The sequence below is a fragment of the Pseudidiomarina sp. genome (genome assembly GCF_048268165.1).
Taxonomy (GTDB): domain Bacteria; phylum Pseudomonadota; class Gammaproteobacteria; order Enterobacterales; family Alteromonadaceae; genus Pseudidiomarina.
Window position 1 is genome coordinate 799,742 of the sequence record NZ_JBLWWA010000001.1, and the last position, 26,220, is coordinate 825,961.

Sequence of the window (26,220 nt, forward strand, 5' to 3'; positions counted from 1 at the left end):
AAAAAGCCGCCCGAAGGCGACCTTTTTTTCAGTCTTTCGCTTTTTCGCTTTTTCGAATAACGAACAACGAATAACGACTAACGCTTTCTGCCTTTACAGCTTGCTAGCGTTCTTAGACAAGTAGTCAGCTACACCTTTCGTGTCAGCCTTCATGCCTTCGTCGCCTTCTTTCCAACCAGCTGGGCATACATCGCCGTGTTTCTGGTGGAAGTTCAACGCGTCAACTAAACGAATCATTTCGTCGATGTTACGGCCTAAAGGTAGGTCGTTTACGATTTGGTGACGAACCAAGCCGTCTTCATCAATCAAGAATGACGCACGGAATGCAACGCCAGCTTCTGGATGCTCAACGTCGTATGCACGGCAGATAGAGTGCTTAACGTCAGCAACCAATGGATACTTAACTTCGCCGATGCCGCCGTCTGCTTCTTTCGTGTTACGCCATGCATTGTGAGTGAACTGAGAGTCAATGCTCACGCCAATAACTTCAACGCCACGCTTTTTGAATTCTTCTAAACGGTGATCAAATGCGATCAGCTCAGATGGGCAAACAAAGGTAAAATCTAGTGGGTAGAAGAATACTACCGCTTTTTTGCCTTTAATTTGCTCGTGCAAGTTAAAGTTTTCAACGATTTCGCCTGTTCCCAAAACTGCTGCTGCAGTGAAGTTAGGAGCCTTACGGCCTACTAATACACCCATGGTTTATCTCCATCTAGTTGTTAAAGTTTAGTCAGCTTCTGGCGCCGGATGACGCGCAGCCACTTCGTTAATTAATTCTTGTAATTCGCCTTTTTGGAACATTTCCAAAATGATATCACAACCGCCTACCAACTCGCCTTCAATCCACAGCTGCGGGAAGGTTGGCCAATCGGCATATTTCGGTAATTCGGCGCGAATTTCTGGATTTTGCAGAATATCCACGAACGCAAACGCTTGGCCACAGCTCATTAATGCTTGTGACGCTTGCGAAGAGAAGCCGCAACTTGGCAACTTCGGTGAACCTTTCATGTACAACAAAATTGGGTTTTCTTCGATTTGTTGCTTAATCTTTTCAACAGTTTCCATGACTACCTCAGGTATTGAGCGTTCGAAACGGCACGTATTTTACCATAATCGTCTATACTTAACAGTCGGCAAAAAGGGTGAAATTCACCCTTGAAATAAACTTTTGTGCCTCAATTTAACTATATAGTGACGGCATGTTTCTAATTCAATGGTAAAATGCCATTGATTTCGAAACGTTTCGTCTATTTGAAACAGCTTCTAAAAATACCATTCTCAACAACAACGGAGAGTCGACATGGCATTTGAATTACCAGCATTGCCTTATGAGAAAAACGCACTTGAGCCACACATCTCAGCTGAAACCATCGAGTATCACTATGGTAAGCATCATCAAACCTACGTGACCAAGCTGAACGATGCGGTGAAAGGCACCGACATGGAAGGCAAGTCGCTCGAAGACATCATCAAAACAACCAAAGGCGGCGTATTCAACAACGCAGCTCAGGTTTGGAACCACACCTTTTACTGGAACTGCTTAAGCCCAAATGGCGGCGGCGAGCCAACAGGTGCAGTAGCTGATGCAATCAACGCTGCGTTCGGTTCGTTTGATAAGTTCAAAGAAGAATTCAGCGCGCAAGCTGCTGGCAACTTCGGTTCAGGCTGGACTTGGTTAGTGAAAAAAGCTGACGGTTCAGTAGCTATCGTAAACACCAGCAACGCTGAAACCCCACTTACTGACTCATCAGTAACACCAATTTTAACCGTTGATGTGTGGGAACACGCCTACTACATCGATTACCGTAACGCGCGCCCTAATTACTTGAACGCGTTCTGGAACTTGGTGAACTGGGACTTTGTTGCGAAAAACTTCGCGTAAGTCTTAATCGTCTAAAACGGCCAAAGCCTTTGCGGTTTTGGCCGTTTTTTATTGCCCCCGCTCTGATCAATATCCTTGTAAACGCCGTAATCATCCCCACTTACTGTTGTACAACCTAATACCAAGTGAGGGCTTATGTTTATTGATGTACCCAATCGTTTTACCGTAGCGCCAATGACGCGCACCAGCGCTGATGAGCATGGCGTGCCAACTGAATTAATGGGCGATTACTACGAACGCTTCGCTAAGGGTGGCTTCGGTTTGGTGATTACCGAAGGTGTCTACACCGATGACCGCGCCTCACAAGGCTATATGAATCAACCTGGTATCATAAACGCAGTTCAAGCCGACGCATGGCGCGGTATTGTCGAGCGCATTCATGAGGCTGGCAGTAAAGCAATCATGCAATTGATGCACGCTGGTGCACAAATGCAGCACAACAACTATGTTGATCAGCCGATTGCACCGAGCACTGTGCAACCGAAAGGCGAACCGTTAAACCTATATGGCGACGTACCAGGGTGGTTAGAGCCCACAGAAGCCACGCAAAGCGATCTTGAACATGCGCTAAACGGATTTGTTGCCTCAGCTAAAAAAGCGCAAGAGATTGGCTTTGACGGCGTTGAGTTGCATGCCGCCAACGGTTACTTGCTGAATGAATTCCTTAGCACCCACTTTAACCAACGCTCCGATGAATTTGGTGGCTCGTTAGACAAGCGCATTGCCTACGTTGAACAAGTGGTTCGCGCAGTTCGGGCGGCCGTGAGCGATGACTTTCTGGTTGGCATCCGTATTGGTCAAATCACCGTAACCGACAACGACTATCAGTGGCCTGAAGGCGAAGCTGCTGCAGTGAAACTGGTGCGCGTTCTTGCAGAAGCCGGTATCGACTTCATTCATACCACAGACACTTCAGTTGACCGCAAGCCTTTTGCCGACGGCAGTGAAAAAACGCTAGCTGAAGTGGTTGCAGCCGAAACGAACGTCGGCTTGATCATTAATGGTGGTATTGATGAAAACAATTACGCGGACTATGCGGCGCAGTTCCCGAATGCGTTACTGGCGTTAGGTAAAAAAGCATTAGCGAACCCTGACTTCCCAGAGCGCTTTAAGGCGGGCGACACCTTGGCCGATTTAGACTTTCAAATGTTGCTGCCAAAAGCCACTTTAGAAAACGAGTGGAAATGGCGCGCTGAACAAGGCGTCGAATAACACTAAATGCCGGATAGCTTGGCGCGAATAACTGCGGTTATTCGACCAGGTTATCCGGAATATCACCACGCATACTGTGCCAGATACGGCCAGACTGGTAACCGTATTCACGCACTAACATAACAGCATCATCACGGCGCGAATCTGCCGCCATTTCACCTAAGTCAGCGTAGTATTTACGTGCTAATTTGCGCGCATCCGCATTCGAAAAGTAGAAGTTACCAATACGCGAATACAGCCCTTTGAAGCCGTTAAGAACCAACACGTATATCGGGTTTCCGGAAGCAAACGCTAAATCATGATTCAAGTGGTAATCATACTGACTGAACGCTTCTGCTGTATCGTCAAGTGTTTCGGCTTCTTTAAGCAGCTCAACCACTTTTTCAGGCGCATTACGCACGGCCTGACGAATGTAGATGGCGCTGATGTTGGTGCGCGCTGATAACAGCTGATCGACCAATTCAGGCATGCCGTCTTCATCAAGGCGGGCAAGGGTTTCAAGAATATTAAGCCCTGAAGTTTCCCAGAAGTTATTCACTCGTGTTGGTTTACCATGCTGAATGGTCAACCAGCCATCACGCGCTAAACGCTGCAATACTTCGCGCAGTGTTGTGCGTGTTACCCCAATCAGCTCAGACAGTTCGCGTTCCGCCGGCAAGATGGTGCCCGGAGCAAAGTGCCCATTCCAGATTGATTTTACAATGTATTCTTCGGCAAAACCTGCTGGACTTTGTGCCTTGATTATCATGAAGTGGCCTGTGTTTTGAATAACGTTACCTACTTAGAAGCCCTACATTGAAGCAGATAGGGTTGCTATTTGTCATATACCGAAAACCGATTCTAGCAGGCTTTTCAATGGTCGGACAAGTTTTGTAAAGCTTCTTAACCTAATCTTATCGACAATTAAATACTGCTCAGGTAAGGTTCTGAACAATTTACTATAACTTGGTGATTCTATGCTCACTTTTCTTGCCAAACTTCCTTCTCAGCGCGGTGCATGGGCACTGCTTGCAGCCTCTTGCTTTGCATTGTTAGGTGGCGCGTTATTTTTTCAATACCAATTAGGCCTTGAGCCGTGCGTAAAATGCATTTATCAACGCACTGCGGTGCTCGCCATTGGCTTAATCGCGTTAGTGCCTACGTTCGCACCACAAGCGCTTATTGCGCGCTTGCTGGGCTATTTAGGCTGGTTAGTGGCGTCGGTATGGGGCTGGTTGATAGCCACCGAACACCTTGAAGTGCAGAATTCAGAAAACTCATGGTTTATTGTCTGCGATACCTTCCCGAACTTTCCAAGTTGGATGCCTTTGCACGAGTGGTTCCCGAGCTTTTTTGCAGCACCAGGGCAATGCGGAGAAATTGATTGGCAATTCGCGGGGCTGAGCATGCCAGGTTGGATGCAAATTATCTTCGCAACTTACACGGTAGTCGCAGTTGTCGTTATCGCGGCCCGCGTGATTAAACTGCATAAACTGTAATTAGTCGATATCGTTTAGCGGCCAGGTGACAATTCGTAGTTCGAGTTCTTCTTCAACATAGTCTTCGGATTCCACCAGGCCAGCAGCACTCATGCCCGCTGCTAACATAGGCCCACGCGAGCCGTTGTGGTTCAGCGGGTGCCAACTGGGTATGCCACGCCCTTCAGCTAAGCGTCGGTACGCGCAACTAGTGGGCATGTAATCCAACTCGTTTACGTTAGCCGGGGTTATCACCACGCAGTCTGGCACATGCTCTTTACGGTTGGCATAGTCGGAACATAAACCGGTTTGCGTATCCAGCAAGCGGCAGCTCACATCGGTATATTGAATAACTTCCTGTTCGTCGTCTTCGTCGATCAGCTTATGCAAGCAGCATTTTCCGCAACCATCACACAGTGATTCCCACTCTGCGTGGGTCATTTGTTGCAGTGATTTTTCTTCCCAGAATTTGGTGGTCATTGGCTGCGTACCACACCCGACCATTGCCACTGCCGTTCACCTTGGCGCAATTGCAGTTGCAATTGGTCATCCAAAGCAAGAGCTGCGACACCTGCTGGCGTACCCGTTAACACAATGTCACCGGGCTCTAAGGTGAATTGTTGGCTGATATCCGCCAGTAAATCGGCCATGGCGAAGATCATTTGGCTGCTATCGCCCTGCTGACGTAACTCACCATTCACTGACAAGCTGATCTCAAACGGCAATGCATTCTCTGCGTCAAATTCTGACGCAGGAATCATCTCGCTCAACACACATGAGCCATCAAAGGCTTTCGCCCGCTCCCACGGTTGGCCTTGTGCCTTGAGTTCGCTTTGCACTTGGCGCAGGGTTAAATCCAATGCCACGCCATACCCAACCACCGCCTGCATCGCATCTGCTGCGTCTACTTTGCGTAAGGCTTTACCAATATAAAGCGCCAACTCAATTTCGTGCTGACATTCACCCCGCCCCATGGGAATAGTTACTTCCGGCAGGTAGGTTATTGCGGATGGTGGTTTAATAAATAGCAGCGGCCGTGTCGGCAACGGATTATTGAGTTCTGCGGCGTGGGCGACATAGTTGCGGCCCACGCACACAATTTTGGAAGGGCGTTGCGGTGTCATACGTTACGAACGCGGGAAGCGAATACGATCAGATAAATAACCAACGGCCGCCACAAAGTAATGTGAGCGGTTCCAACGCATTAATGCATCGTAGTTATTGTAAGCCAAAAATACACGGCCTTGCTTATCGTCTGGGATAACAACCGATGCTTCAATGTCGTCGCGCACTGGCAAATCAGAACCGTCATAGCGGCGCACACCAAGTTCTTGCCATTCAGCCAGCGACTTCTTCACATTCAGTGAGGCTAAGTCACCATCAAAATTTTCTGGAATCTGAACCTGACGGCCCCAGGTTACGTCGTCACGCCAACCTACTGACTTCAAATAATTCGCGGCTGAGGCAAATACATCGCCCATTGAGCCCCAAATGTCTTTGCGGCCATCGCCATCATAATCCACAGCATACGCCATGAACGAGCTTGGCATAAACTGCGCTTGCCCCATGGCACCAGCCCATGAGCCTTTCATTTGGTCAATGGCAATATGGCCTTCTTCAACAATGGTCAGCGCATGCCAGAGTTCTTTCTTGAAGAACTCTTCACGGCGGCCTTCGTAGGCCATTGTGGTTAATGCTGAAATAACATCCATACCACCGGTGAACGAACCGAAATTGGTTTCAATGCCCCACAACGCGACGATGAAGCGCGGTTGCACACCGTATTCAGCGCCAATTTTTTCCAGCAAGTCTTGATGCTTTTCAAACATCTCAACGGCTTTCTTGGCTTTCCATTCGGGTACCGCACGCGGCAAATAGGTGTCTAGGGTGAGTTTGAATTCAGGTTGGTTGCGATCAGCTTTTACTGAGCGCTGATAGAACTCGGCGTTGGCAAATGCTGTTTCCAAGGTGCTTTCGCTGTAACCGTCGGCCAAGGCTTCTTTTTTAATTGCCTCAACGTAGGCAGCGAACCCTTCTGGACCTTTTTCCTCAGTGGTTTCCTGAGCGAGCAAGATTGGCGACGCCAACAATACAACCGCAGATAATAACGTACGGACTACTTGATTCATGACGCAGACTCCTGTTGTTGCTGCTTATGCGCATCCAATAAATTAGCTTCTTTCGGAGGCATTTGTAGGTAAAATCCCGATTCGTTCAAGTGCTTGGTAAGTTCTTCCATGCTTAAACGAGCAAACTTGCGCTCAGGTTTCAGCGCAACCGTCATTACATGTATAGGTTGACCGAAACTTTGCTGTAAAGGTTCAGGGATTTTTGTAAAGTCCGCCGGGTGCGGCATATACAAATAGGTATCAGCCCGTCGCGGACTACGATAAATCGCACACAACATGCTTAACGATCTCGCTTAAAAATAGCTTCCAAAGATGTCTTCAGCTTAGCGCCACGCCAGTCAGTGTACAAGTCAGGTAATGACAGGTCAGACTTGGCCTGCGCAGGAATTTGCCACTCCCAATGAATAACATCATTGATCTGACGGCGCGAAGCAATCATGCCAGGTTCCACTTGCAAGGTTTTCGCCAACGCAGCAACTTGTTGTTTAATCGCGTTAAACACAGGCTTGTAGCCTCGCATATCGGTTAACCGTTCCATTTGCTTGGGTAAGTCGTTGCTCGCTTGGCCAGCTCGCACCGCCGCCAACAACGCATCACCGGCATAACGAATGGTTACTGGCGATAAATCAGTAATACCACGTAAGTGCCCCATATTTTGTGGCATGCGGCGCGCCAGCTCGAGTAACGTGTGGTCTTTCGCAACAAAGCCTAATGGAATATCTGATTTTTGCGCTCGGTCTAAACGCCACACCATCAGCTCGCGTAATACTGCCAGTTGCTGAGGGTCACATTGCCACGCGTTTCCGAAAAATAGGTACAGCCATTGTGGTGGCGTTTTCTGCGCGCGTTTTGCAACTTGCAATGCACTTTCAGCTTCCACCAATGCGAGCTTTTCAGCGTTCAACTCAGCGCGTAAACGCGGATAAATGTCGTGCAAATAAAACACATCAGCTGCCGCGTACTCCAGCTGCTCCGCCGCTAGCGGCCGCTGCAACCAATCGGTACGCGACTGGGATTTATCCAATTCAACATCGTAATAATGCTTAACCATGGCGGCATACCCCATGGCATCGCCGATACCAGCAAATGCAGCTGCAATTTGCGTGTCAAAAATGTGCGTTGGAATTTGGCCCATGTTTTGCGCCAAAATTTCATAATCCTCGCCGCCTGCGTGAATCACCACGTGCACGTTAGGATCTTTCAATAGCTGCCAAAATGGTTCGAGATCAATGCCGGCAACAGGGTCAATCAACACCATCTGGTCGCCTGCACGCACCTGCACTAAACCCAACCGGGCATAATAGGTGCGGGTGCGAACAAATTCAGTATCTAGAGCAAGGTATGGCGCTTGCCGAGCTTGCTCACAAAATGCGAGCAAGTCGGCGTTAGAGGTAATAACCTGGAATGGAAGCATGCGTTATTTCGACTTAGCCTCTTCTTCGTCGCGTAGTTCACGACGTAGTATTTTACCGACATTGGTTTTCGGCAGTTCGTCACGAAACTCAACCAGTTTAGGTATTTTATAGCCGGTCATGTTTTCGCGGGCGTAACTAATGAGTTCTTTTTCGGTGAGTGATTTATCCTTGCGCACGACAAAGATTTTTACCTGCTCGCCAGATGAATCATGCGGAACACCTACAGCGGCAACTTCCAAAACTTTTGGATGGTCAGCAATCACATCTTCAATTTCATTTGGATACACATTGAACCCAGAAACCAAGATCATGTCTTTTTTGCGATCAACAATTTTGAAGAAGCCCTGCTCGTCCATCACACCGATATCACCGGTGGCAAACCAGTCGCCGTCTTTCATTACTTTTTCAGTTTCTTCTGGACGGTTTAAATAACCAACCATGACCTGAGGGCCGCGAACCTGTATTTCACCTGGCTCACCCTGAGCAACTTCTTTGCCATCTTCATCAACGATACGTACATCGGTTGACGGCAGCGGAATACCAATGGTGCCATTGTAGTGTTCAATGTCGGTCGGGTTCACGGTCACAACTGGTGAACATTCGGTCAGGCCATAGCCTTCCAGCAAACGCGATTTGGTTACGCGTTCCCAGTGTTCTGCCACTGAACGCTGCACGGCCATACCACCGCCCAATGCGATTTTAAGGTGCGAGAAGTTTAAATCTTTAAACCCTTCAGCGTGCAGCAACCCGTTGAATAACGTGTTTACGCCGGAAATCATTGAGAACGGGTATTTCTCCAGTTCTTTTACAAAGGCTTTCATGTCGCGCGGATTGGTGATGAGAATATTGCGGCCGCCGTGCTTCATAAAGGTCAGGCAGTTCGCCGTTAACGCGAAGATATGGTACAGCGGCAACGCAGTAACAATTGTTTCTTCACCGTCATTAACCAACGGCGCAACAATCGCGGACACCATTTCTAGATTAGCGACCATATTACGATGCGATAACATTGCACCTTTCGCTAACCCTGTGGTTCCGCCAGTGTATTGCAAGAAGGCTAAATCGCTGCCCTTCATTTCTGGGCGTTCATAATGTGCTTTTGCGCCTTGCTTCAGGGCACTGCGAAAGTCGATGGTGTTTTTAAGCTTGTAGCTTGGCACCATTTTCTTCACGTACTTCACCACTGCGTTGACTATCCAGCGCTTCGGTGCTGGCAGCATGTCGCCAATACTGGTCAAAAATACTTTTTCAACAGGTACGTCGGCTTCTACTTTTTCGAGGGTGTGCGCGAAATTATCTAAAATGACAATGGCTTTGGCGTTAGCGTCAGACAACTGATGCTTTAACTCACGAGGTGTATACAGTGGGTTGACATTCACCACCACTAAACCGGCGCGCAAGGCACCAAACAAGGCAATTGGGTACTGCAACAAGTTGGGCATCATGATTGCCAACGCATCGCCTTTTTTCATGCCTTGCTGCTGTAAATATGCAGCGAACTCGCGCGATAACACGTCAAGTTCATTGAAAGTCATCTCTTTATCCATGTTGACGTAGGCAACTTTGTCGCCGTAACTCTGGATACTCTGCTCGAAAATGTCGACCAGCGAATTAAAGTGGTCCGGATCGATGGTTTCCGGTACGCCAGCTGGATAACGTTTCAGCCAAATTTTATCCACGCGCTTCATGCTCCTGAACAAATAAATTAAATATTGGAATTGTTATAACGCGCAATCATCGCATATCCGACCAGTGTTTCCTAGCCATTGTGCGCGCCAATCATCTGTGATAATAGCCCAATAATCGCAGTTGGTTGTTCCATATGCACATGATGCCCGCCTGCAACTTCATGCACCTTTAATTGTGGTACATACGGCCCCCAATGCGCAATCGCTTGCTTCAAGCGCGCATGGCCGGAGCTGCCCAGCACCACACCGAATGGGCATTCAATATGCTTCAACACATCCGCAATTTGCGCAGCGGTTAGGCGCACCGGTGATTTCAAACGCAATTGCCCGTCGGCACGAAATCTGTAGTCGTTTTCGCCAAGTTGCTCAATGCCGCGTTCAACCAATAAGGCTGCTAGATCGCGGCTAAAGTCCCCCGCCTGCACGCGAGCTGAAATGGCTGTTTCTAAGTCTCGATAATGCGGTCGGTGTTTAAACTGCTGCTGCCAACGACTCCGAAAGCCTTTGCGCAAGTCTTCGGTGGTTTCATCAGCGGACGACGCCAGCAGGCCAAACGCCTCAACTGCAAGCAATTGCGCCACGCGTTGGGGTTCGATTCCGGCAAACATATTGGCGACATAGGCACCCATCGAATGCGCTAAAAACGTTACTTGGGGCCATTGTTGTTGTTCACAGATGCACCACAAGTCGTACACATAATCCATAAACGGGTAGTAATTGCCCGGCGGTCGATGATCGCTATGCCCATGGCCCGCCCAGTCGAGCGCTATCAGTCGATAGCTGTCGGCTAACTCACTGCGCATAAACGCATCTGCAATTGGAATAAAGCTATAAGCGTTGTCGAGCCAACCATGCAACGCCAGTAACGGCTTTCCTTCTTGGGCACCCCAAGCAAGGCCGCGAACGGTGCCCCAGGGTAGCTCAAACGAAACAGGCTCAGCAGCGTGCTGAGCCTGTACGTAAAACGAGTTATTTTGAGTCATGAATAAATTTACTTACTGACTAGTTGTTATCGGTTTTCGGTGAACCTTTTTCCATTACTGGGCTTGGTATGTACACCGGACGAGGATACGCAGGCCGTGTGTAGTAATAATGGCGATACCATAGCGAATCGTAATTCACTTCAATACGCGTGTTTTCTTTACGCGCCGGCCATAAATATTTGCCTGTAGCTTCTAATACTGGGAATAGATAAGTGTATTCACCAATGGTACCGGTTTCAGGCTTAGCAATGGTTCCAGCGAAGGTAACGTGGCTGCCTTGCTTATACACCATAGGGTCTACAAACCCGTCTATTTTCGCACGAAAACGGCCGTTACTTTGGTCACTCACTAGCGGACGTCCCCAGCGCTGCAGCGCAAAATTCACCACCTCAATAACGGTGCCATTATCTGAGTTCTGAACATCGGCAATAACTCCGCCCCATCGCGCTGGTTTACCCACCACGCTCTCAGGTTGTTCTAGCGCGGCACTGTAACTGACAAGTTCATCTTCGTTAGACACTTGTAATGCATCAGGAACCGCTGAACATGCTGTCAATACAAGTGACGCTATTAGTGCTATCCACAATTTCATACTGAGTACCTCACTGCTAAACCACAGCCAACCGTTTTTGATTAGCTTTTATAATAGTACTTGGAACTGAGTTTTGCGTATTAAGTTCAAGAAACTTAACAAAGAGTTTATCGGCCTGGCAACTTTTTCCATGCCACTTCATTACGTACATACAACGGCTCAAGATCTGCCGCTTGAACCGCTTTACCGTACTGCAACGCCCACTGCAACATGTCTTCGGCGAGCGGCAAGGTGACATCGTCTAACACAGCTACAGCTGAGCTAGGATTCAGCTCTGCTGCATAAGTAGCCCACCCCGTTCCGGCACCATGAATGGTGCTTGCGGCGGTGAGCTCCGCCCACCACGGTTGTAATGTAACATCTGCAAGCGGTGCCATCTGCTCGGTGGCTACCTGCTGCGCATAGCCATTTTTATTGATAAACGGCGCAACATAAATTTCCTGCATACGCGCATCAATGGCACTGATAACCTGTTCAGAGCCATGCAAACGAATCGCTTGCTGCGCCAGTGCTGTCAATGTGCTCACTGGAATAACGGGCAAGTTTTGGCTAAATGCTAACCCTTGCGCCACTGACACACCGATGCGTACCCCAGTAAAACTGCCCGGCCCATGGCCGACTACTAGGGCATCAACCGCGCTTAATTCAATCTGTTGCTCGGCAAGAACCTCTTGCACAAAAGCTAAAATGCGTTGCGAATGTTCCCGCGGCGTTATGGCGGCGCGCGTAACCACGCGCTGCCCTACTTTTAACGCGACAGAACATTGTTCGGTTGACGTATCTAACGCTAATACCGCATTCAAACTCACTCTGATTTCTCCAAGGTATCTAAAAACTCAAGCGCAACGGCCAAATCGCGCGTGCGGCGCATAGCGGGTAAGCTTTGCAGAAACACACCACCGTAAGGCTTCGTGACTAAACGTTGATCGCAAACAATCAACACCCCACGGTCGTCGGCATCACGTATTAATCGCCCAGCGCCTTGCTTGAGTGCAATAATGGCTTGCGGCAATTGTACCTGAGCAAAAGGGTCAACTCCACGTAATCGGCAATCTTCAACGCGCGCTTGCAACAGCGGATCATCTGGGCTTGCGAACGGTAACTTGTCGATAATCACGCAGCGGAGCGCGTCACCACGTACATCAACGCCTTCCCAAAACGATGACGTGCCCAGCAAAATACCGTTGCCCGCTGCGATAAATTGCTGCAGCAACTCGCGTTTGCTGGTGCTGCCTTGCACTAGCAATGGCCGGTCAGTGCGCTCTTCGAGCTGTTTAGCGATAATTTGCAGCATGCGGTGGCTGGTAAAGAGCACAAATGTGCCACCGGTATGATTGTGATCAAGCACCTGCTCAACCACCTCCAGCAACGCTTTGGGCATTTCGCGCTCATGGGGCTGCGGTAAATACCGCGGCAAGCACAGTAACGCTTGTTCAGCGAAGTTGAATGGGCTCGATAAACAGAGTGTTTCGGCCTGGTTGATACCGAGCTGATTGGTGAAATGGCTAAAATCTTCGCCCACGGCCAAGGTTGCGGACGTGAATATCCAAGCCATCTCGCTGCGTTCAAGGTAGCCGCCAAATTTGTCGGCAACGCTTAATGGTGTTTGATGCAGCGTCACTTGCCGTACTGTGGTTTCAAACCAGAAACTGAAGCCGGTGCGATCAACCTCTTGCAATTGATCCCATTTATGCAGGAATTGTACGCAGCGCTCGTAGGCATTATCCAAATCTTGGCTGCGCCCTAGCGCGTTTTTACACACGTCGCGCAAAAAACCTAAATGCTCGGCCACCATGTGCGCAGCCATACGAACTGACTCTTGCTGTGAAAACTGCCGCCAATTGCCACGCATGGCATCATGCGGAAACACCAAGCGCCAGTCTTTCAGGCTACCCAATAGTTTGTCGGCGGCCTTGTCCAACTGTTTCAGATCTTTTAACTCAGTTAAGTACAAAACCTTAAGTTCGTGCGCCAGCTCTTGCAGCTGACGGCTTGATACGGCCTCGCCAAAATATTGACTAGCAATATCTGGCAGTTGATGCGCCTCGTCAAACACCACTGCATCGGATTGCGGCACTAACTCACCGAAACCGACATCTTTGAGGGCCATATCGGCAAAAAATAGATGGTGGTTTACCACCACCAAGTCAGCATCCATTGCGCGCTTACGCGCTTTCACCAGGTAGCAGTCATCGTAATCCGGACAATCGCGCCCTAAGCAATTGTCCACAGTACTGGTTACCGAAGGCAGAATGGCCGCGTCTTCTTGTAAAATATTGATTGCACCGACGTCACCATCTTCCGTTCGCTGCGCCCATTTTCTTACTTCGACCAACTGGCTTTGCTGTTCTTTGTTGAGTTCACCACTGTGCGCCACCGCTTGATTCATTCGGTGCAGGCACAAATAATTGGCGCGGCCCTTAAGTAAAGCCACCATTTTACGCGGCGCCAAAGCATCGCGCAGGGCTGGTAAGTCGCGGTGATACAACTGTTCTTGCAGCGCTTTGGTGCCGGTTGAAATAATGGCTTTGCCGTCACTCAGCAGCACCGGAACTAGGTACGCGAAGGTTTTGCCAGTTCCAGTTTCGGCTTCAACCACAAGTTGCGATTTTTTCGTGAGCGTACGCTCTACTGCCGCCGCCATTTCGCTTTGCGATGCGCGCGGTCGAAACCCCTGTAAGGTACGCGCCAGCACGCCATCCGCTTGAAATTGTGAGGTAACTTTGGACATGAATTGTTTTTAGAATAAGTGATGCAGTAACTTTATCATAGAAACCCGTGATTCGTACGCTTCGCTATTCGTGTTTCGTCCGTGCTTCGCACTATTCGAATAGCGAAGCGCACCAACAGCGTAGCGAACGAATAACGAATAACGCTCTACCTATACAACTTGATACAACAAATCACTGCAAACGTTGAAAACAGGCTTTATTCGCAATCCAATTTTCTATACAATCTCGTCATTAATCGAACAGCGAAGCGTATGGAACACGAACAGCGCAGCGCACGAACAACGAGTACCTATTCATGCTAAACAACTGGCACCACCATCATCATATGAATTCTCGTTAGCCCAGACTTAGAGCTGAAGGCTAACTCAATATTTTGGGGCTGCCTTCACCGAATCACTTAAAAAACCCCGCAAGGCAATCCTTCGCGGGGTTTTTTATTAGGAGCAAATTATGGTTGTAGATAAAAGTTCACAGCGATTAACCATCGCCATTCAAAAGTCTGGTCGTTTAAGTAAAGAGTCGATTGCGCTGCTGCAAGCCTGTGGTTTTAAGTTCAGTCTGCACGAAGCGCGCTTATTAGCACACAGCAGCAACCAGCCGGTTGACTTGCTACGAGTGCGTGACGATGACATTCCGGGCTTGGTTATGGACGGCGTGGTTGATCTGGGTTTGGTGGGCGAAAACGTTTTAGAAGAAGTTCGCCTTGAACGTCAGGCAACCAAGTTAGCCAGCACTGTGCAGCGCTTGCGCGCGCTTGATTTTGGCCAGTGCCGCTTGTCGCTTGCCATACCAAAAGAAGAAAACTACAACGGCGTAAAAGATTTAGAAGGCAAACGCATTGCCACCACCTACCCCTACTTATTGCAAAACTACCTGCAGCAGCAAGGTGTATCGGCTAGTAACGCTATTTTAACCGGCAGTGTCGAAGTGGCACCACGTGCCGGCTTGGCCGATGCAGTCTGCGACTTGGTCTCTACGGGTGCCACGCTAGAAGCCAATGGTTTGGTTGAAAAAGAAGTGATATTCCGCTCACAAGCACAGTTGATTCAACGCCCAGAGCCATTGTCTGCAGCGAAGCAAGCGATCGTTGATCAACTACTACCACGTATTGATGGGGTGCAAATGGCGCGTGAGAGCAAATACATTATGCTGCACGCCCCTGTTGCGGCCCTTGAACAGGTGGTTGAATTGCTGCCAGGTGCTGAGCGCCCCACCATACTTCCACTTAGCCACACCGAAGAGCTGGTCGCCGTGCATGTGGTCAGTACCGAAAAGCTATTTTGGGAAACCATGGAACAATTAAAAGAAATTGGTTGCAGCTCAATTCTGGTGCTGCCAATTGAAAAAATGATGGGGTAAGTCATGCAGATCTTACAATGGTCACAATTATCGGCAGCGGAGCAAGCGCAGGTTTTAGCGCGGCCTACGCAGTCACAATCGCGCGAACTGCAGCAACAAGTAGCTGCAATGATTGATGCTGTTGCCACCGATGGTGATGCGGCGGTTTTGCGCTACACCCGTCAGTTTGACTGCGACACGCTCACACAGCTTCGTTACAACGAAGCTGACATAGCGCGTCGAGTAGAGTTGCTTGAGCCTGCAGTAAAACAAGCCATTGATACTGCATACCAAACCATCAACACTTTTCATCAACAACAAAAGCCCAGTGATATCAGCGTAGAAACCTATCCGGGCGTGGTCTGTAGCCAACGCTTTCAGGCCTTGCAGTCAGTTGGCTTGTACATTCCCGGTGGCAGTGCAGTATTGCCTTCCACCGCATTGATGCTAGGCGTTCCGGCGCAAATCGCAAATAACCCACGCCGGGTGTTGGTTAGCCCTCCGGATAAAGACGGTGAACTTAGCCCCGCACTGATGTATGTCGCACAAAAATGTGGCATCACTGAAGTGTATCGCTGCGGCGGCGCGCAAGCTATTGCCGCGCTCGCTGTAGGTACCGAGTCCATCGCCCCGGTCGCCAAAATTTTTGGCCCGGGTAACAGCTACGTGACTGCGGCAAAACAACAAGTGGCACAGCGTAACGGCGGCCCAGCAATTGATATGCCAGCAGGCCCTTCTGAACTCTTGGTTATTGCCGACGATTCGGCCAACCCTGAGTTTGTTGCGGCAGACTTGCTCTCACAAGCTGAGCACGGCGCCGATTCACAAGTGCTTTTGCTCAGCCCAAGTGCAGCTCTAATTGAGGCCACTCAGGCTGCTATTGCCCGTCAGTTAGAGGTGCTGCCACGCGCCGCTACAGCGCGCAAAGCGCTTACTGAAAGCGCATTGATTCAAACCGATTCGTTGGAACAAGCCTGTGCCATTAGCGAACGCTACGCACCGGAACACTTGTCGTTGCAACTCGATAATGCCGACGACTATTTGGCTCAAGTAACACAAGCGGGTTCTATCTTTATTGGGCACTACACGCCAGAATCTGGCGGTGACTATGCAACCGGTACCAATCACGTATTGCCAACATATGGCTTCGCGCGCAATTACAGCAGTTTGGGCCTACTCGATTTCTATCGGCGTTATACCACCCAGCAGGTTTCAAAAGCCGGCCTAAATGGCTTGAGCTCGGCAATTATTACCCTTGCTGAAACCGAAGGTTTGCGGGCTCACGCGCGCGCCGTTAGCATCCGCTTGGAGGACAAACCATGAGCTTAGCAACGCAGTTGCAGCGCACCCACTTGGCGCAGTTAACCCCGTATGCCTCGGCGCGACGCAGCATGAGTGGTGGCGCGGTATGGCTTAATGCCAATGAAGCTCCAGCAACACCGAGCTTGACTGCCGACCACCAACAACTGAACCGTTACCCAAGTTTTCAAAGCGAACGGCTCAATGGTGCCTATGCGGATTACGCGGGCGTGCAACTGCAGCAAGTACTCAGCTGCCGCGGCAGTGACGAAGCCATTGACCTGTTGATTCGCAGTTTTTGTGAGCCGGGGCAAGACAGCATTATGATCACCACGCCTACATACGGTATGTACGCAATTAGCGCGCAAACTCACGGTGCTGGTGTGATTGATGTGCCATTGCGTAAAGCGCAAGACGCGTCACTGCAACTTGACCTTGAAGGCATGGGTAAAGAGCTGACGCCTCCAGGTAATAGTGTCAAACTGGTGTTCGTGTGTAATCCTTCGAACCCAGTGGGTAATAACCTTAATTTAGCCGACGTTGAACAACTGCTGGAGCTAGTAGGTGAGCAAGCCTTGGTCGTATTGGACGAAGCTTACATTGAGTTTGCCGCGGCCAGTGGCGTGCAGCAACTGAACACCATTGCCAGTTGGTTGAACAAATACCCACAACTGGTGGTATTGAGAACGTTGTCCAAAGCATTCGGCCTGGCAGCTATTCGTTGTGGCTTCGCGTTAGCCAATACCGATGTGATTGACGTGTTACGCAAAGTTATTGCGCCCTATCCCATGCCGCAGCCTTGTTTGGACATTGCTGAGCGTGCGCTAAGTGGTGCTGGTATTTCCGCTATGCAACAGTTGGTGGCTGACACCGTGACACTGCGCGATGCCTTTATCAAACAGATTACCGCTAAGCCTTGGGCATTAAAGGTTTGGCCAAGTTGCACCAATTTCGTGCTGGTGAGCGTGCCTGATGCAAGCGAGCTGGTTAGCCAATGCAGTGCCGCCGGTGTGCTGATCCGAAATCAATCCGCTCAGCGCGGGTTAGACAATACAGTACGCATGAGTATCGGCAGTGCCGACGAGATGAACCAGTTATTGGAGGTATTACCATGAGCTCTGCAAATGCTCAGAAAATTCTATTTATCGACCGTGACGGCACTTTAGTCGAAGAACCGGCGATTGATAAGCAACTCGACAGTGTCGACAAGCTGGTATTTGAGCCAGACGTGATTCCTACGCTGTTGGCGTTGCAAAGCAAAGGCTACCGCCTGGTCATGGTGTCGAACCAAGATGGTTTGGGCACGGATAGCTTTCCGCAAGCGGATTTTGATGCGCCTCATAACTTAATGATGGCGATATTCAGCTCGCAAGGCATTCGCTTTGACGACGTGCTCATTTGCCCACACTTCGACCAAGACAACTGCAGTTGCCGCAAGCCGAAACTGGGCCTGGTGCGCGACTACTTGGTGCAAGGTAAAGTCGACTTTACCGATTCATACGTTATTGGCGACCGTGATACTGATCTACAACTGGCCGAAAACATGGGCATTCGTAGCATCCGCTATGACCGCGCCAGTAATGGCTGGCAAGCGATTGGGCACCAACTACTCAAACAGCCAAGACAAGCGACAGTGCAGCGCACCACCCGTGAAACCGATATTCGCGTTGCGGTTGATTTAGATGCAGCTCAACCGATAGAAATTAGCACCGGCATTGGCTTTTTTGATCACATGCTGGAGCAGATAGCCACTCACGGCGGCTTTTCATTGCAGCTTAAGGTGAAAGGTGATTTGCACATTGACGAACACCACACCGTCGAAGACACCGCCTTAGCCTTCGGGCAGGCGCTGCGCCAAGCGTTAGGTGACAAACGCGGCATTGGTCGGTTTGGCTTTGCCCTGCCGATGGATGAATGCCGTGCCGAATGCCTGATTGATTTATCGGGTCGCCCGTATCTGCAATTTGCGGCAGACTTTAGCCGCGATGCCGTCGGTGAACTTTCAACCGAAATGGTTGGCCACTTTTTCCGCTCTATCAGTGATGCCATGGCTATTTCGTTGCACGTGAGCACCACTGAAGGCAATGCCCATCACCAAGTAGAAAGCTTGTTTAAAGTGTTTGGCCGCGCATTACGCCAAGCCATTGCCCGCAGCGGTAGTGACGAATTGCCGTCAAGTAAAGGTATGTTGGCATGAGTAGCAAGCAGTTGGTTATTGTTGACACAGCCTGCGCCAATTTAAGCTCGGTACGCTTTGCCTGCGAGCGCTTGGGTATAAAACCCGAAGTGACAGCAGATGTCGCACGCATTCAAGCCGCCGATCGGGTTATTTTGCCCGGCGTAGGTACAGCTCAGGCAGCCATGCGCAATTTGCAGCGCTTAGAGCTTGTAGACACCTTGCAGCAGTTGCAACAACCGGTGCTGGGTATCTGCTTGGGTATGCAACTACTCACCACCTGGTCCGCTGAAGGCAACGTGGATTGTTTAGGCGTAATTCCTGCCCAGACACTGCGTATGCAAGCTCAGCAGCAACCGCTGCCGCACATGGGCTGGAACACTGTCACTGCAGTTGGCGATAACCCGTTATTGCATGGCCTTGCGCAACCTGAGTGGTTTTATTTTGTCCATAGTTATGCGGTAGCGCCCGATGCGGCAACTATCGCCACCTGTGATTATGGCCAACCGTTTGCTGCGATGATCCGTCACCGTAATTATTTTGGTGCCCAATTTCACCCAGAGCGCTCAGGTAGCGCCGGCAGCAAATTATTAAAGAATTTCTTGGAGTTAACTGATGCTAATACCCGCGCTTGATTTAATTAATGGTGAGGTAGTTCGCTTACAACAAGGTGACTTTGCGCGCCAAACGACCTTTGCCCGCAATCCATTGGCTTTGGTCGCAGCCTATCAGCAAGCAGGTGCGCAATGGCTGCACTTGGTTGATCTTGATGGCGCGCGTGATCCAGCTAAACGCCAACTTGGCCTTATTGAAGAAATCACCGCCGCAACCACCATGAACGTACAGATTGGTGGCGGTATTCGTACCCGCGACGATCTTGACCGGCTGTTTGCGGCGGGTGTGCAACGCGCGGTGATTGGCTCCATTGCTGTACGCAGCCCTCATTTAGTACAACAGTGGCTACAAGAGTTCGGGCCCGATGCCATCGTGTTGGCACTTGATGTGAATATTGATGCCGGCGGCACTGCCTATGTGGCAACCCACGGCTGGCAACAAACTTCTGATTTAACTCTGAATCAAATGATCGAAGATTTTCTGCCTTATGGGCTACGACATGTGTTGTGTACCGATATTAGCCGCGATGGCATGCTCAGCGGCACCAATGTGGACTTATACCGCCAGCTTAAGCAGCAGTACCCACAGCTGATCATTCAGGCATCGGGTGGTGTTGCTGGCTTGGCCGATTTAACCGCGTTACAGGCCATTCATTGCGATGCCGCTATTTTAGGCAAAGCCTTGCTGACCGGGCAGTTTACCCTTGAGGAGGCACTTGCATGTTGGCCAAACGCATAATCCCCTGCTTGGATGTTCGTAACGGTGAAGTGGTAAAAGGCGTTCAATTTCGCAATCATGAAGTGATTGGTGCCATTGAGCCCTTAGCCGAACAATATGCCCAAGCCGGTGCTGACGAATTGGTATTCTACGACATCACTGCCTCGTCGGATGCGCGGGTGGTTGATAAGTCGTGGGTTGAGCGTATTGCGCGCGTGATTGACATTCCATTCACCGTTGCCGGTGGTATTAGCTCAATTGCCCATGCCCAAGAAATACTGGCCATGGGTGCTGATAAAATATCTATTAATTCACCGGCACTGCGTGATCCTGAACTGATCAACACTTTGGTCGACGAGTTCGGTCAGCAGTGTATTGTCATTGGTATTGATAGCTTTTATAACGAGCAAACCGACACCTATGACGTGTACCAATTTACCGGCGACGAAACCCGCACACAAAAAACCAACTGGCAAACCCGTGCGTGGTTGCGTGAAGTTGTAGCGCGCGGCGCTGGCGAAATTGTACTGAACTGCATGAACCAAGACGGCGTGCGCAAAGGTTATGATATTCCGCAACTGCTCAGCTTGCGCGCTGATTGTCCGGTGCCGTTGATTGCTTCTGGCGGTGCGGGTAGCATCGAGCACTTTCACGATGTGTTTAATCAAGCCAACGTAGACGGTGCGTTAGCGGCTTCTGTGTTTCATAAAGGGTTGATTCAAATCAACACCCTCAAACAGTCATTAATCGACGCGGGCATCGCAGTGCGACCGGCGTAAGCAAGGGATAGAGTTATGCTAATTACTCAAGCCAATACCAATCAAGTCGACTTTGCCAAAGGCGAAGGCTTGCTGCCCGCTATTGTGCAACACGGCTTAAGTGGCGAAGTACTCATGCAAGGCTACATGGATGCCGCCGCGTTAACGAAAACACTAGAAACCCAGAACGTGACGTTTTTCAGCCGCAGCAAACAACGCTTGTGGACTAAAGGGGAAAGCTCAGGCCACACTCTGCAGCTTCTAAGTGTGCATACTGACTGTGACCAAGACAGCTTATTGCTACTTGCGTTACCACAAGGCCCTACCTGTCATTTAGGTACACGCAGCTGTTTTACCGACGCGGCCGCATTGCCAATGTTGCAAAAGCTTATGGATACCATTGAGTCACGCAAAGGTGCGACGGCCGATAGCAGCTATACCGCATCGCTATTTGCCCAAGGCATTAAACGTGCAGCGCAAAAAGTTGGGGAAGAAGGTGTTGAAGTGGCACTCGCCGCAACCGCGGGCGACAACGACGAGCTACTTAATGAAAGTGCTGACTTGCTATACCACTTATTGGTGGTGCTAGCCGCCCGCGATTTGTCTATTAACGATGTGCTTGAGGTACTGCAACAGCGGCATCAGTCCTGAGCCGCTGCCTGCTCAAAGCGTGCACTGTGGTCACGCTTGTAACGGCGACTGACAATCAGCAGTCGCCAACTTAACAACACCGCGGCCACGCTTAAGCCAACAATAAAGCCAATCCACATACCGGCAGCGCCCATAGCCGGCACTATCCAATCGGTTAACGACAAGATAATCCCCAAACTTAAGCCAAATGGCCAATACGACACAAAGGTAATAAACATGACAACCTTGGTGTCTTTGTAGCCACGCAATGTACCGATAGCAATGGCTTGGAAGGTATCTGAGAGCGTGAAAATAGCTGCCAGCCCCATCAACGTGGCTGATAGCTGAATGACTGCCTGATCTTCCGTATACAGACCCGCCAGCCAAGCGCCGGCAAGGTACATAATCAACCCGTTCACCGCCGCAAAGGTCATGCCGTAAAGGGTTGCTAATTTATGGCTCAACATGGCGTTAGCAGGGTTCCCTGCCCCCAACGCAAAACCAACACGCAAGGTAACCGCCATGGATAAACTCAGCGGAACCATATACACCAACGAGGAAATATTGAGGGCAATTTGATGGCTTGCCACAACCGTAGCGCCAAGCGGTGCAATCACCAACGCTGCGGCCGCGAACAGGCTTACCTCGAAGAACATTGACGTAGCAATCGGGAACCCTAATCGCAAGATGTACCAAATATCGTCCCAGTTCGGTGCATGAAACTGCTTGAACACCTGCAGTTTTTTGAACCGTTCCACCACCGACACGTACACCAACATGCCGAGTGCCATCACCCACAGCACAATGGCTGTTGCCAATCCACACCCAGCACCGCCGAGCGCAGGCATACCAAACTCACCATAAATAAAGATGTAGTTAACCGGAATATTCACGATTAAACCCAGCACGCCAATAACTAACGACGGTACGGTGTGCGACAAGCCTTCGCAGAAATTACGCAGCACCATATACAATACCAGTGCGGGAATGCCGAAACTGACAAAGTACAAGTAGTCTAATGTAACCCGACGGAATTCTTCTTCAACAGTCATGGCGTTGAGTATGAGTGGCGCACACATAATAACGGCTAAGCACAGCAACCCACCGGCCAAAGCCGCGTAGATGCCCTGCTGCACCATATTGCCCACTTTGTGTTGCTTACCGGCGCCGTCAAAATGCGAAATAATGGGTGCCAACGCGAGCGCCAGACCTAAAATTAAGAGTGTTGAAGGAACCCAAATACTGCCCCCAACCGACACCGCGGCAAGATCAGTGGCACTGACACGGCCAGCCATGAGCGTATCGACTACGCTCATCAGCATTTGCGTTAATTGCGCAATCAAAATGGGCCCGGTAAGGCGGCCTAACTTAATCGACTCAACCCACCAATGATTTGGTTGTTGCACGTTTGCTACTCCTAGTCTGAGCCGAATAAGGCCCAACCAGCATCCAGGGTTTCTATGAAACGGTTAATTTGGTCGGCGGTATTATACGCCCCTAATGACACTCTGACGACCGCTGGCAGCTGCCAATGTTGCAATAAAACTTGCGCGCAATGATGACCGGCCCGCACCGCAATATTATGTTGATCAAGCCATGCGGCAATGTCATAGGCTTGAAAGCTATCGCTATAGAACGCCACCGTTGGCGTGTGAGCCGCGCCGCTTGGCAATACGCTTAGCCACTCACGCGCGCGCAAGTGCTGCACCAATTGGGTTCGCAATTGCTTGAGGTGCGCATGCGGTTGCTGTTGTTGCAGCCAATTGATTCCTGCCGCCGCGGCCACGGCTGCACCAGTGTTGGGACTGCCAGCTTCAAATTTATGAATGCTGTCAATCCACGTTGCAGTGGTTTCGGTAACCTGCTGCACAATGCCGCCGCCTACTTGAAATGGTGCCATGGCTTGCCACAATGACGGCGCTAAATAGGTAACCGCACAGCCGTTTAAACCATAGACTTTATGCGCACTAAAAATTAACGCGTCGCAGTGCCAGTCGGTTATGTTTATATCGCTGTGCGCGGCAATTTGGGCTGCATCAACAATGGTTATAGCACCCTGTGCACGAGCTGCTTGCAACAGCGGTTGAATATCGAATATTGCGCCAGTCACGTTGCTGGCTGCCGTAACGCTAACGACCCGCGTGCGTGCATTTAATAGATGTTGCCATGCCCCCAATTCTCCGGTTTGCCGAACAATTGGAATGTATCTCAGTTTTAAATCATGAAGTTGCGCGAGGCGTTGCCACGGCAAAATGTTGGCGTGATGCTCAGCAGCGCTTAATACGATTTCATCACCGGCTTGCCAGCTAATGGGAAGTTGCTGCGCAAGACCATTTAAGGCGGCAGTGGTTGATGCCTGCATGGTAACGTTTTCAGCGTCAGCACCAATAAAAGCTGCAAGTTCGGTGCGCGCTTGCTCTAGTGCAGTGGTGGCCGCCCGTCCAAGTTTATGACTGGCACGATGCACATTGGCATGATGCTTTTGGTAATAGGCTGTGTAAGCTTGCAACACCACATCCGGTACCTGACAGGTCGCCGCACTATCAAAATAGATAAAATCAGGATTCTGGCGAAGCAACGCGAACTCATTCATGCTCGTATAACCTACACGTTTGGAGTTAAACCAGACACTCAGCGTCACGATGACGGGTGACAAAATCAACAATCGCTGGGTTCACCAACTGCGGATGTGTTACCGGCCCCATATGCCCGCAATCAAGCGTTTGCGACTGTGCATTCGGCAACACTTGCAATAGATGGTGCGCAACACAACGGGCACTTTCTTGCGTGTGTTTGCCTTGCAGCAATAATACCGGCACCGTCACATTGCGATAATCCGATAGTTTGTGCGGTTCGCCCATCAGGGCGGCGAAATCACGCGTTACTTTAGCAGCCTGAGCAGTCATGCCAGCGCGAATGCGCTCTGGCAACGCATCAAAAAAGCCCGGTTGATTCCAATAATCAACAAACCCACGTGTAGCGGCTTCCGCATCTTCTTGATACATCTGCGCAGCGATTTGCTCTATTTCAACACGGGCGGGTTCATTGGCTTCCAGCACATGAAATGCCACCGGCTCAAACACCACCAGTTCGCGTACAGGCACCGGTTGTTCAAGCGCGAGCTTTAATGCTAAAGCGCCGCCATACGAATGCCCAACTAGCGTAATAGGTTGCTGCCACTGCGCTGCCGCAATGGCTTCCAGAACGCGAGGTAACTCATCGGCAAAGCGAAACGCTTCTGCTTCAATATCATCCGTTGCCGGTGCTTTGCCATAACCCAATAAATCAATCGCCAAGATATCGAAATGTGCACCAAGCTGCTGGACCAACGCACGCCATTGGCCGCTGTTACTTTGCGAGCTGTGCAATAACAATAATGGTGGTTTACCTATTGCGCCAAAGCGATGTACGCCGGCAAGCAAATTCATAAAGCACCACCAATAAAGGCTCCAATCAGGTAACCAGCCTGTAGCAACAACACGCTAAAGGTACCCAATACGCCGACAGTACGCGCCCATGACGGCCCAACTGACATAGTTAAACCCAACGCATGACAAATACGTGCTACAAATAGCGCGGCACCCAAGCCATACAATAACTCGACCGCAGCACCCTGCAGTTCCATCACCACCAACAACAACAGCGATAACGGCACGTATTCTGCGAAATTACCGTGAATGCGTACTGCAACTTTTAAGTCTTGTGAGTCGCCGGTTCCCAGACCAACGCGGTCACGCCAGCGTAAGCGAATAATATTCACTGATAAGACAAAATATAACAGAGTGAGTAATCCTGCATACAACATGCTAATTGGCAGATTGATATCCATGGCTGATTTCCTTGTTTTTATATGACATGAAGTTAGCTACAAAAAAGCCCACACAAGGTGGGCTTCGAATTCTGCGTTCGTGCGCTGAAGGTTACTTCAATAAACGACCAAGTTCGTTACTGATATCTTCAACGTCACCCGTTCCATCAACTTTGTGGAACTTAACCTGACCTTGTTCAGCTAGTTTACGATAATATGCCACCAAAGGCTCGGTTTGTTCATGATAAATTGACAGGCGCTTACGCACGGTTGTCTCTTTGTCATCATCACGAATGACCAAGTCATCGCCAGTTTCATCGTCTTTACCTTCAACCTTTGGTGGGTTGTAGGTAACGTGATACACACGGCCTGAACCTGGGTGTACCCGACGGCCTGCCATGCGCTCAACGATAACTTCGTCTGGCACATCAAATTCCAATACCACGTCTACATCGATGCCAGCAGCATGCATGCCGTCAGCCTGTGGGATAGTACGTGGGAAACCATCAAGCAAAAAGCCATTTTGACAGTCCGGCTGTGCCACACGCTCTTTCACCAAGCCAATCATGATGTCATCTGACACCAGTTTACCGGCATCCATAACGGCTTTGGCTTGCTTACCTAAGTCGGTACCTTCTTTAATTGCAGCGCGCAGCATGTCACCCGTTGAGATTTGCGGAATCCCAAAGGTTTTCATCAAAAACTGCGCTTGCGTACCTTTCCCTGCGCCCGGAGCGCCCAACAGGATAATGCGCATGAACAACCTCTTCTTACTTAATGTGTTTAATG

General features: G+C 50.0%; 29 protein-coding genes. 11 read left to right on the plus strand and 18 right to left on the minus strand.

From position 1 onward, the window contains the following. Nucleotides 1–93: 93 nt before the first annotated feature. Nucleotides 94–699, minus strand: coding sequence for a peroxiredoxin (locus ACN0UY_RS03860; RefSeq protein ID WP_417665447.1), 606 nt, complete (start codon nucleotides 697–699; stop codon nucleotides 94–96). Nucleotides 700–726: 27 nt separating this feature from the next. Continuing rightward, nucleotides 727–1,065, minus strand: coding sequence for a Grx4 family monothiol glutaredoxin (gene grxD / locus ACN0UY_RS03865; RefSeq protein ID WP_417665448.1), 339 nt, complete (start codon nucleotides 1,063–1,065; stop codon nucleotides 727–729). A gap of 235 nt (nucleotides 1,066–1,300) precedes the next feature. On the opposite strand from grxD, the gene sodB reads away from it, so the two are divergent. Both sodB and ACN0UY_RS03875 read left to right on the plus strand, forming a co-directional pair. Next, the gene (gene sodB / locus ACN0UY_RS03870; RefSeq protein ID WP_417665449.1) at nucleotides 1,301–1,882 is read left to right on the plus strand and encodes a superoxide dismutase [Fe]; all 582 of its coding nucleotides are present in this window, start codon (nucleotides 1,301–1,303) and stop codon (nucleotides 1,880–1,882) included. Nucleotides 1,883–2,017: 135 nt separating this feature from the next. After that, nucleotides 2,018–3,094, plus strand: coding sequence for an NADH:flavin oxidoreductase (locus ACN0UY_RS03875; RefSeq protein ID WP_417665450.1), 1,077 nt, complete (start codon nucleotides 2,018–2,020; stop codon nucleotides 3,092–3,094). Nucleotides 3,095–3,131: 37 nt separating this feature from the next. Here the strand turns inward: ACN0UY_RS03875 and fadR are convergent, their stop codons facing one another. Beyond that, on the minus strand, nucleotides 3,132–3,842 hold the full coding sequence (gene fadR / locus ACN0UY_RS03880; protein ID WP_339880032.1) for a fatty acid metabolism transcriptional regulator FadR: 711 nt from the start codon (nucleotides 3,840–3,842) through the stop codon (nucleotides 3,132–3,134). Between the two features lie 208 nt (nucleotides 3,843–4,050). On the opposite strand from fadR, the gene dsbB reads away from it, so the two are divergent. Further along, nucleotides 4,051–4,572, plus strand: a complete 522-nt coding sequence (gene dsbB, locus ACN0UY_RS03885; RefSeq protein WP_417665451.1) for a disulfide bond formation protein DsbB — start codon at nucleotides 4,051–4,053, stop codon at nucleotides 4,570–4,572. Here the strand turns inward: dsbB and ACN0UY_RS03890 are convergent, their stop codons facing one another. From ACN0UY_RS03890 to ACN0UY_RS03935, 10 genes are all read right to left on the minus strand, one after another. Then, complete coding sequence (locus tag ACN0UY_RS03890; RefSeq protein ID WP_417665452.1) at nucleotides 4,573–5,031, minus strand: YcgN family cysteine cluster protein; 459 nt, start codon at nucleotides 5,029–5,031, stop codon at nucleotides 4,573–4,575. Then, on the minus strand, nucleotides 5,028–5,675 hold the full coding sequence (locus tag ACN0UY_RS03895; protein ID WP_417665453.1) for a fumarylacetoacetate hydrolase family protein: 648 nt from the start codon (nucleotides 5,673–5,675) through the stop codon (nucleotides 5,028–5,030). Before ACN0UY_RS03895 ends, ACN0UY_RS03890 begins: the two co-directional genes overlap by 4 nt. Before the next feature lie 3 nt (nucleotides 5,676–5,678). Continuing rightward, nucleotides 5,679–6,680: a lytic murein transglycosylase gene (locus ACN0UY_RS03900; protein ID WP_417665454.1), complete on the minus strand. Its 1,002-nt coding sequence runs from the start codon at nucleotides 6,678–6,680 to the stop codon at nucleotides 5,679–5,681. After that, nucleotides 6,677–6,958, minus strand: a complete 282-nt coding sequence (locus ACN0UY_RS03905; protein WP_417665455.1) for a YcgL domain-containing protein — start codon at nucleotides 6,956–6,958, stop codon at nucleotides 6,677–6,679. Before ACN0UY_RS03905 ends, ACN0UY_RS03900 begins: the two co-directional genes overlap by 4 nt. A 2-nt stretch (nucleotides 6,959–6,960) precedes the next feature. Further along, a complete protein-coding gene (gene rnd, locus ACN0UY_RS03910) occupies nucleotides 6,961–8,094 on the minus strand; it encodes a ribonuclease D (protein ID WP_417665456.1) in 1,134 nt (377 codons plus the stop codon). Between the two features lie 3 nt (nucleotides 8,095–8,097). Then, complete coding sequence (gene fadD, locus ACN0UY_RS03915) at nucleotides 8,098–9,774, minus strand: long-chain-fatty-acid--CoA ligase FadD (protein ID WP_417665457.1); 1,677 nt, start codon at nucleotides 9,772–9,774, stop codon at nucleotides 8,098–8,100. An 80-nt stretch (nucleotides 9,775–9,854) separates the two neighbouring features. Further along, nucleotides 9,855–10,766 (minus strand): alpha/beta fold hydrolase, encoded by a 912-nt coding sequence (locus tag ACN0UY_RS03920; RefSeq protein ID WP_417665458.1) that lies wholly within the window; start codon nucleotides 10,764–10,766, stop codon nucleotides 9,855–9,857. A gap of 19 nt (nucleotides 10,767–10,785) precedes the next feature. Then, nucleotides 10,786–11,358 carry a Slp family lipoprotein gene (locus ACN0UY_RS03925; protein ID WP_417665459.1) on the minus strand — a complete coding sequence of 191 codons (573 nt, stop codon included), beginning with the start codon at nucleotides 11,356–11,358 and terminating at the stop codon, nucleotides 10,786–10,788. A 107-nt stretch (nucleotides 11,359–11,465) separates the two neighbouring features. Continuing rightward, nucleotides 11,466–12,167 (minus strand): tRNA (adenosine(37)-N6)-threonylcarbamoyltransferase complex dimerization subunit type 1 TsaB, encoded by a 702-nt coding sequence (gene tsaB / locus ACN0UY_RS03930; RefSeq protein WP_417665460.1) that lies wholly within the window; start codon nucleotides 12,165–12,167, stop codon nucleotides 11,466–11,468. Further along, nucleotides 12,164–14,089, minus strand: a complete 1,926-nt coding sequence (locus ACN0UY_RS03935; RefSeq protein ID WP_417665461.1) for an ATP-dependent DNA helicase — start codon at nucleotides 14,087–14,089, stop codon at nucleotides 12,164–12,166. The genes tsaB and ACN0UY_RS03935 overlap by 4 nt, the downstream gene beginning before the upstream one ends. Before the next feature lie 451 nt (nucleotides 14,090–14,540). Here ACN0UY_RS03935 and hisG point away from each other — a divergent pair, with 451 nt between their 5' ends. Genes hisG through hisIE form a run of 8 tightly spaced genes read left to right on the plus strand, consistent with a single transcriptional unit; the run spans nucleotide 14,541 to nucleotide 21,644 of the window. Then, a complete protein-coding gene (hisG, locus tag ACN0UY_RS03940) occupies nucleotides 14,541–15,449 on the plus strand; it encodes an ATP phosphoribosyltransferase (RefSeq protein ID WP_417665462.1) in 909 nt (302 codons plus the stop codon). Nucleotides 15,450–15,452: 3 nt separating this feature from the next. Beyond that, nucleotides 15,453–16,751 carry a histidinol dehydrogenase gene (hisD, locus tag ACN0UY_RS03945; protein WP_417665463.1) on the plus strand — a complete coding sequence of 433 codons (1,299 nt, stop codon included), beginning with the start codon at nucleotides 15,453–15,455 and terminating at the stop codon, nucleotides 16,749–16,751. Beyond that, nucleotides 16,748–17,842: a histidinol-phosphate transaminase gene (gene hisC / locus ACN0UY_RS03950; protein ID WP_417665464.1), complete on the plus strand. Its 1,095-nt coding sequence runs from the start codon at nucleotides 16,748–16,750 to the stop codon at nucleotides 17,840–17,842. The genes hisD and hisC overlap by 4 nt, the downstream gene beginning before the upstream one ends. After that, entirely contained in the window at nucleotides 17,839–18,924 is a 1,086-nt protein-coding gene (gene hisB, locus ACN0UY_RS03955) for a bifunctional histidinol-phosphatase/imidazoleglycerol-phosphate dehydratase HisB (protein WP_417665465.1), read from the plus strand. Before hisC ends, hisB begins: the two co-directional genes overlap by 4 nt. Continuing rightward, entirely contained in the window at nucleotides 18,921–19,538 is a 618-nt protein-coding gene (gene hisH, locus ACN0UY_RS03960; protein ID WP_417658561.1) for an imidazole glycerol phosphate synthase subunit HisH, read from the plus strand. The genes hisB and hisH overlap by 4 nt, the downstream gene beginning before the upstream one ends. Continuing rightward, the gene (gene hisA, locus ACN0UY_RS03965; protein WP_417665466.1) at nucleotides 19,519–20,256 is read left to right on the plus strand and encodes a 1-(5-phosphoribosyl)-5-[(5-phosphoribosylamino)methylideneamino]imidazole-4-carboxamide isomerase; all 738 of its coding nucleotides are present in this window, start codon (nucleotides 19,519–19,521) and stop codon (nucleotides 20,254–20,256) included. The genes hisH and hisA overlap by 20 nt, the downstream gene beginning before the upstream one ends. Further along, entirely contained in the window at nucleotides 20,238–21,014 is a 777-nt protein-coding gene (hisF, locus tag ACN0UY_RS03970; RefSeq protein ID WP_417665467.1) for an imidazole glycerol phosphate synthase subunit HisF, read from the plus strand. Before hisA ends, hisF begins: the two co-directional genes overlap by 19 nt. A 15-nt stretch (nucleotides 21,015–21,029) precedes the next feature. Beyond that, the gene (gene hisIE, locus ACN0UY_RS03975; RefSeq protein WP_417665468.1) at nucleotides 21,030–21,644 is read left to right on the plus strand and encodes a bifunctional phosphoribosyl-AMP cyclohydrolase/phosphoribosyl-ATP diphosphatase HisIE; all 615 of its coding nucleotides are present in this window, start codon (nucleotides 21,030–21,032) and stop codon (nucleotides 21,642–21,644) included. On the opposite strand, the gene ACN0UY_RS03980 is transcribed toward hisIE, so the two are convergent. The 5 genes from ACN0UY_RS03980 to adk all read right to left on the minus strand — a co-directional run bounded on the left by ACN0UY_RS03980 (nucleotide 21,635) and on the right by adk (nucleotide 26,188). Further along, nucleotides 21,635–23,029: an MATE family efflux transporter gene (locus ACN0UY_RS03980; protein ID WP_417665469.1), complete on the minus strand. Its 1,395-nt coding sequence runs from the start codon at nucleotides 23,027–23,029 to the stop codon at nucleotides 21,635–21,637. The two genes, hisIE and ACN0UY_RS03980, sit on opposite strands and share 10 nt — an antisense overlap. Nucleotides 23,030–23,040: 11 nt before the next feature. After that, entirely contained in the window at nucleotides 23,041–24,216 is a 1,176-nt protein-coding gene (locus ACN0UY_RS03985; protein WP_417665470.1) for an aminotransferase class V-fold PLP-dependent enzyme, read from the minus strand. Nucleotides 24,217–24,241: 25 nt separating this feature from the next. Beyond that, entirely contained in the window at nucleotides 24,242–25,051 is an 810-nt protein-coding gene (locus ACN0UY_RS03990) for an alpha/beta fold hydrolase (RefSeq protein ID WP_417665471.1), read from the minus strand. Then, nucleotides 25,048–25,452 carry an MAPEG family protein gene (locus tag ACN0UY_RS03995; RefSeq protein ID WP_417665472.1) on the minus strand — a complete coding sequence of 135 codons (405 nt, stop codon included), beginning with the start codon at nucleotides 25,450–25,452 and terminating at the stop codon, nucleotides 25,048–25,050. Before ACN0UY_RS03995 ends, ACN0UY_RS03990 begins: the two co-directional genes overlap by 4 nt. Nucleotides 25,453–25,543: 91 nt before the next feature. Next, a complete protein-coding gene (gene adk, locus ACN0UY_RS04000) occupies nucleotides 25,544–26,188 on the minus strand; it encodes an adenylate kinase (protein WP_128351006.1) in 645 nt (214 codons plus the stop codon). Nucleotides 26,189–26,220 lie beyond the last annotated feature (32 nt).